Here is a 2,276-nt window from a genome sequence, read left to right as displayed (position 1 = left end):
CGCATGTTTATCTAACATATGTTCGATGAACATGCGTTCTTTTTTTGACTGCTCCAAAAACGCAATTTCCTATAAAGTAAAAAAACGGCGTTACTTTCTCCCCCAAAGGGGTTAAGGTAACGCCGTTTGTGTGCGTATTCAGTTTTTAACACATTCCCTGTCTATCCGCTGTCCGCAAAACCATTGATTTTATTAGCTTTTTGCCGCTATCGCTATCACACCTCATTATTATACGAGCCTTCTTTTTGGAGATGGATTCGTTACCGACATACAGGATGTCACTCTTTACGAAAAAATGATCATGAAGTTCCTCGCTTTCACCGACCGGCGTATTCCTGATGGAGCCAGATTTACACCCGAAGACTTTCCTCTTACCTTTTTTTCGGAAGCAAAAACCGCATCCGGCCATCTCAAGCTGAATGGTCTGCTGAAGGAAATGTTTTCGAGCCTTGTTGCGGAACACCACAAGGATCAGGAGGATATTTCCTCCGCTCCGTATCCGAAGCAGATCAAAGCCTATATTGACCGGCACTACAATGAACATATGCAGATTCAAGACATTGCCGATTATCTGCATCTAAATCCTCATTATGTGACCGCGGTCTTTAAGCAGAAATACTTCAAAACACCGAAACAGTATCTGACAGAACTGCGGATTGAGAAGGCAAAAATCTATCTTGTGGATACAGATTATTCCCTGCAGGTCATTGCAAATGCAGTAGGACTCGAAAATCCATTTTCCTTCTCCCGGCTTTTCAAGTCGGTAACAGGATATTCGCCGTCTGAATATAAGAAACGGTTTCCAAACTGGTTTTCTTATTAATCATGCTATAGATCAGGAGAAAAAGATTATGAAAATTTTATTGATTGACAGTCTGGATCACTATTCCGGCGTCACAACACACATGTCAATCCCAATGCCAAAGATCTTGTTTTTACCGGAAGACTCTCAGAAGAAAAGAATATCATGATACTTCTGAATGCCATGAAACAGCTGAAGCAGGAACCGATCCATTTACATTTATATGGAAATGGTCCAATGGAATCGGAAATCAAAAAGGTAATCGCGCAGAATTCTTTACAGGAAACCTGTATTTTGCATGGATTCTGTTCAAATATCGGCCAAATTCTGAATCAATATCAAATTCTTATCCTGCCTTCTAAAACGGAAAGCTGCTCCTACACACTACTTGAAGGGATGGCAAACCATGTGTTCCTGATCGCCTCTGACTGTCCCGGCAACCGGGAAATGATTGTCGATCAAATCACCGGAGCCCTCTTTCACTGTGATGATTCAGCTCAACTGGCTCAGTCTGTCCGCTACTGGTTCAGTCATACTCCGGAACGAAACGCTGTAGCAGAAAACGCTTATAACCGGGCCAGACAATATTATAGTACAAAACAAATGGGCGACAGGTTCATCGAGCTATATCAATGTGTACTTAATAAATAAGTGCTCGTTTCCAGGCAGCCCTCTCTATAATAAGACAGTTTTAATAGTATGACTGTTGATTTCTATCTCCTCTATTGCTATACTAGGGGCATATTCTTTCCCGCCTTTTCCTACAAGGCGGGAGGCATTTCTTATTATCTATTGATTCCATTCTATTTTCAAATCAAAGGAGGCTGGTCCTATGTCAAGATTTAGCGCAAGTTAAAATGAGAAATTTATCCTCATCTTAACTTACTAAGAGCAGTTCGTTTGTCTGTGTCTGCTCATATAGTTTTTCAAAGTCATTTGGTGACATGTAATCGCAATGACTATGAATACGTTTGGTATTATAAAAGGCTTCAATATACTCGAATATCAGACGATATGCCTGCTGATAATCACGTATTTTAAACCGGTTCAGCCATTCCCGTTTGATAAGTGCATGAAACGATTCGATACATGCATTATCCCATGGGAAAGCCTTTTTCGAGTAGCTGCGCTGCATTTTTGCAGTGGCTTCCCGATATGCCTGGGATACATACTGCCTTCCTCTATCACTGTGGATAATTAACGGCAACTTCGTGTTCCGTCTGGCTTTCGCTTTATTGATGGTATTAATCACACAGGATACCTCTAAAGTCTGGCTGAGTGTCCAGGCAATGATCTTACGGGAAAACAGATCCATAATGCTTGTCAGATAGACAAAGCCATCTGTCGTCCAGATATACGTGATATCACTGCACCATACCGCATTTGGACGATCAGGAGTAAACTGTTCATCCAGGATATTTTGAAGTTCGTTACTGAAATCGGAATCTATGGTAGTGATCGTCCATGGTTTCAC

General features: G+C 41.3%; 3 protein-coding genes. 2 read left to right on the top strand and 1 reads right to left on the bottom strand.

Going from position 1 to position 2,276, the window contains the following annotated elements; genetic code table 11:
- Positions 1–301: 301 nt before the first annotated feature.
- Positions 302–823: an AraC family transcriptional regulator gene (locus tag FGQ85_RS18040; protein WP_171028015.1), complete on the top strand. Its 522-nt coding sequence runs from the start codon at positions 302–304 to the stop codon at positions 821–823.
- 144 nt (positions 824–967) lie between these two features.
- Positions 968–1,453, top strand: a complete 486-nt coding sequence (locus FGQ85_RS18035) for a glycosyltransferase family 4 protein (protein ID WP_347563117.1) — start codon at positions 968–970, stop codon at positions 1,451–1,453.
- A 226-nt stretch (positions 1,454–1,679) separates the two neighbouring features.
- Here the strand turns inward: FGQ85_RS18035 and FGQ85_RS18030 are convergent.
- On the bottom strand, positions 1,680–2,276 hold a 597-nt coding region (locus tag FGQ85_RS18030; protein ID WP_138374149.1), incomplete at its 5' end, for an IS3 family transposase.

Source organism: Pseudoflavonifractor sp. BSD2780061688st1 E11 (assembly GCF_005844125.1).
Classification (GTDB): Bacteria; Bacillota; Clostridia; order Lachnospirales; family Lachnospiraceae; genus Sellimonas; species Sellimonas catena.
The sequence above is the reverse complement of the archived record's forward strand: the minus strand, read 5'-3'. Positions and strand labels throughout refer to the sequence as shown.